General features: G+C 71.6%; 4 protein-coding genes. 2 read left to right on the forward strand and 2 right to left on the reverse strand.

The window, feature by feature from the left end; genetic code table 11:
* The coding region (locus PLL68_RS06730) for a MerR family transcriptional regulator (protein ID WP_324532851.1) at positions 1–395 on the reverse strand (395 nt) is incomplete at its 3' end.
* Positions 396–495: 100 nt separating this feature from the next.
* Here PLL68_RS06730 and PLL68_RS06735 point away from each other — a divergent pair.
* Entirely contained in the window at positions 496–1683 is a 1188-nt protein-coding gene (locus PLL68_RS06735; protein ID WP_324532852.1) for an acyl-CoA dehydrogenase family protein, read from the forward strand.
* The gene (locus PLL68_RS06740) at positions 1680–3245 is read left to right on the forward strand and encodes an acyl-CoA carboxylase subunit beta (protein ID WP_324532853.1); all 1566 of its coding nucleotides are present in this window, start codon (positions 1680–1682) and stop codon (positions 3243–3245) included. The genes PLL68_RS06735 and PLL68_RS06740 overlap by 4 nt, the downstream gene beginning before the upstream one ends.
* Before the next feature lie 18 nt (positions 3246–3263).
* On the opposite strand, the gene PLL68_RS06745 is transcribed toward PLL68_RS06740, so the two are convergent.
* Positions 3264–3711, reverse strand: a 448-nt coding sequence (locus PLL68_RS06745; RefSeq protein WP_324532854.1) for a Maf family protein, incomplete at its 5' end; no start/stop codon positions are given.

Genomic DNA, 3711 nt, shown 5'->3' on the forward strand with positions numbered 1-3711 from the left:
CGGCGCCGCTGCTCGAGGTCGCTGCGGCGCTCGCCGATCTGGGCCAGCACGTACTCGAGCTGGCTGCGCCGCCCGCGTGGCACGTCGTAGAGGTCGATGATCGTGCGGATCTCGTCGAGCGGGAAGCCGAGCCGCCGCCCGCGCAGGATGAGCCCGAGTCGGGTGCGGTCGCGCCGGTGGTAGACCCGGGTGGTGCCGCGCCGCTCGGGGGAGATGAGCCCGAGGTCCTCGTAGTGCCGAACGGTGCGGTGGGTGACGCCGAACTCGTCCGCGATCTGCGCGATGCTCCAGGTCCCCTCGCCCGTCTCGGTGCGCCCGCGACGACGTCCCGCCGCGCTCTCGCGTCCGCTCCCAGCGGTCGGCGAGCGGACGGCATCCGTCGTGGGGCTTGTCATACCGGGCAGTATTGCTTTACGTTGACGTCAACGTCAAGAACGTTGCCACCCGCTGCGCGCCGCGACCCGGCGCCGGCACCACTGCGCGAAGGGGCGCCGAATGTTCGAGCTGAGCAAGGACCACGAGGACTTCCGGGCGGTCGTGCGCGACTTCGCCACCGAGGCCGTCGAGCCACACGTCGCCCAGTGGGACCGTGACCACCACTTCCCGGCCGACCTCGTGCCCCGCATGGGCGAGCTCGGGCTGTTCGGCCTCGTCGTCCCCGAGGCCTACGGCGGCTCGCTCGAGGACGCCGACGGCGGCGCCTTCACGAGCCTGTGCATCGCCATCGAGGAGCTCGGCCGCGTCGACCAGTCGATCGGCATCACCCTCTCCGCCGGGGTGGGGCTCGGCATCAACCCGATCCTGACCTACGGCACCGACGCGCAGAAGGAGCGCTTCCTGCCCGACCTCGTCGCAGGCCGCGCGCTCGCGGGCTTCGGGCTCACCGAGCCGGATGCCGGGAGCGACGCGGGTGCCACGCGCACCAAGGCGGTGCTCGAGAACGGTGAGTGGGTGGTCGACGGGTCGAAGGCGTTCATCACGAACTCCGGCACCGACATCACCTCGGTCGTCACGGTGACGGCCCGCACCGGCACCGACGCCGACGGCCGCCCCGAGATCTCGGCGATCATGATCCCCTCGGGCACCTCCGGGTTCACCGTCGAGGCGCCCTACGACAAGCTCGGCTGGAACATCTCGGACACCCACGGGCTGTCCTTCGCCGGCTGCCGCGTGCCCGAGGAGAACCTGCTCGGGCAGCGTGGCCACGGCTTCCGCCAGTTCCTCAAGACCCTCGACGACGGCCGGATCGCGATCAGTGCGCTGGCCCTGGGCCTCATCACCCGCATGCGCGAGGAGGCCACCGCCTACGCGAAGACCCGCACCGCGTTCGGGCGGCCGATCGGGGTCAACCAGGGCGTCGCGTTCCCCATCGCCGACCTGCTCGTCATGGAGGAGAACTCGCGCCTGCTGACCTACCGCGCCGCGTGGCTCAAGGACGAGCAGGAGGCCGGGCGCCGCTCGGTCGCCGACGTCAAGCAGGCGGCGGCCGTGGCCAAGCTCTACACCTCCGAGGCCGCCGTCACGGCGACCCGGATCGCCACGCAGGTGTTCGGGGGCAACGGCTTCATGGAGGAGTACCCCGTGGCTCGCTTCTACCGCGACGCGAAGATCCTCGAGATCGGCGAGGGCACGTCCGAGGTGCAGCGCATGGTCATCGCCAAGTCGCTCGGCCTGCCGTCATGACCCAGCCCGGCGGGGGCGACCCGCGCGTCGCGGACGTCCGGGCGCGGCTGGAAGCCGCGCACACGGCATCCGAGCGCCCGACCGAGAAGGCCGCCGCCAAGCTCGCCTCCCAGAACAAGCTCTACGTGCGTGACCGGATCGCCCTGCTCATCGACGAGGACAGCTTCGTCGAGGACGGCCGCTACGCGAACAGTCGGGCGCCGGGTCTGCCAGCCGACGGCGTCGTCACCGGGCGCGGGACGGTCGACGGGCGCCCCGTCATCGTCATCGCCAACGACCCGACGGTGAAGGCGGGCTCGTGGGGTGCGCGCACCGTCGAGAAGATCGTGCGCGCGACCGAGGCAGCCCTGCGCGAGGAACTGCCCGTCTTCTGGCTCGTCGACAGCGCGGGCGCGCGGATCACCGACCAGGTCGAGATGTTCCCCGGGCGCCGAGGGGCGGGGCGGATCTTCCACCACCAGGTCGCCCTGTCGGGCAAGGTGCCGCAGATCTGCTGCCTGTTCGGGCCGTCAGCGGCCGGTGGGGCCTACATCCCGAGCTTCTGCGACCTCATCATCATGGTCGAGGGCAACGCCTCCATGTACCTCGGCAGCCCGCGGATGGCCGAGATGGTCGTGGGGGAGAAGGTCTCGCTCGAGGAGATGGGCGGAGCGCGGATGCACTGCACCGTCTCCGGTGTGGGTGACCTGCTCGCCCACGACGACGCCGAGGCCATCGAGCTCGCCCGGTTGTACTTCTCCTACCTGCCCGGCAACTGGCGCGGCCCGCTGCCGACCTACCACGCCGAGGAGCCGTCGGCCCCGTTGACCCGGGCGAGCGTGCCCGAGCGCGAGAGCCAGCCCTTCGACATCCACGAGGTCATCGACGGACTGGTCGACGAGCACAGCTTCTTCGAGATCAAGCCGCTCTTCGCCGCCGAGCTCGTGGTCGGCTTCGGTCGCATCGACGGCGAGAGCGTCGGCATCGTCGCGAACAACTCGGCCGTCAAGGGCGGGGTGCTCTTCAGCGACTCGGCCGACAAGGCCACCCGGTTCATCTGGCTGTGTGACGCCTTCTCGGTCCCGCTCATCTACCTCGCGGACGTACCCGGCTTCATGATCGGCTCGGAGGTCGAGCGCGGCGGGATCATCCGGCACGGGGCGAAGATGGTCTCGGCCGTGGCATCGGCCACGGTGCCGCAGTTCTGCGTCGTCGTGCGCAAGGCCTACGGGGCCGGGTTGTACGCGATGGGCGGCCCGGGGTTCGGCCCGGACGCCACGATCGCGCTGCCCACCGCGCGGATCGCCGTCATGGGCCCCGAGGCCGCGGTGAACGCCGTCTACGCGAACAAGATCGCCGAGGTCGAGGCGGCCGAGGGGGTGCAGGCGCGTGACGCGTTCGTCGCCGCCCGGCGCGCCGAGTACGAGGCCGACGTCGACCTCGAACGGCTCGCGGCCGACCTCGTGCTCGACCAGGTCATCGAGGCCGATGCGCTGCGTGACGAGCTGCGCCGGCGCCTGAACTACGCGGCGCGGCGCGACCGGCACTTCAGCGACAAGCGCCGCGACGTCCCTCCCGTCTGATCCCGCGGACGGTCGCGGTCAGGGGGTGGGGGTGCGCAGGTCGTGCCAGGCCAGGCCGAGCTCGCGCACCAGCTCGCGCAGCAGTGGCAGGGAGACACCGACCACGGTGCTCGGGTCGCCCTCGATCGCGGTGACGTACGGCCCGCCCAGGCCGTCGATCGTGAAGGCGCCCGCGACCGCCAGCGGCTCTCCCGTCGCGACGTAGGCCTCGACCTCGTCGTCGTCGAGGTCAGCGAAGTGCACCACCGTGGATGCCGTGCCACCCACCATCCCGCCGGTACCGCCGTCGTCGGCGTGCCGGGCGTCGACGAGCCAGTGCCCGGTGTGGAGGGTGCCCGTGCGCCCGCGCATCCGCTGCCAGCGCTCGACCGCCTCGGCGGCATCGGCCGGCTTGCCGTGCACCTCACCGTCGAGCTCCAGGACGGAGTCGCAGCCAAGGACCAGCAGGTCGTCCGGGAGGTCGTCG

The sequence above is a fragment of the Ornithinibacter sp. genome (genome assembly GCF_035443565.1).
In the GTDB taxonomy this organism is placed as follows: domain Bacteria; phylum Actinomycetota; class Actinomycetes; order Actinomycetales; family Dermatophilaceae; genus Fodinibacter.

Bases quoted from the DNA above. Each gene is read 5' to 3' on its own strand.
- PLL68_RS06740 (WP_324532853.1), top strand. From the start codon at position 1,680: ATGACCCAGCCCGGCGGGGGCGACCCGCGCGTCGCGGACGTCCGGGCG.
- PLL68_RS06735 (WP_324532852.1), top strand. From the start codon at position 496: ATGTTCGAGCTGAGCAAGGACCACGAGGACTTCCGGGCGGTCGTGCGC.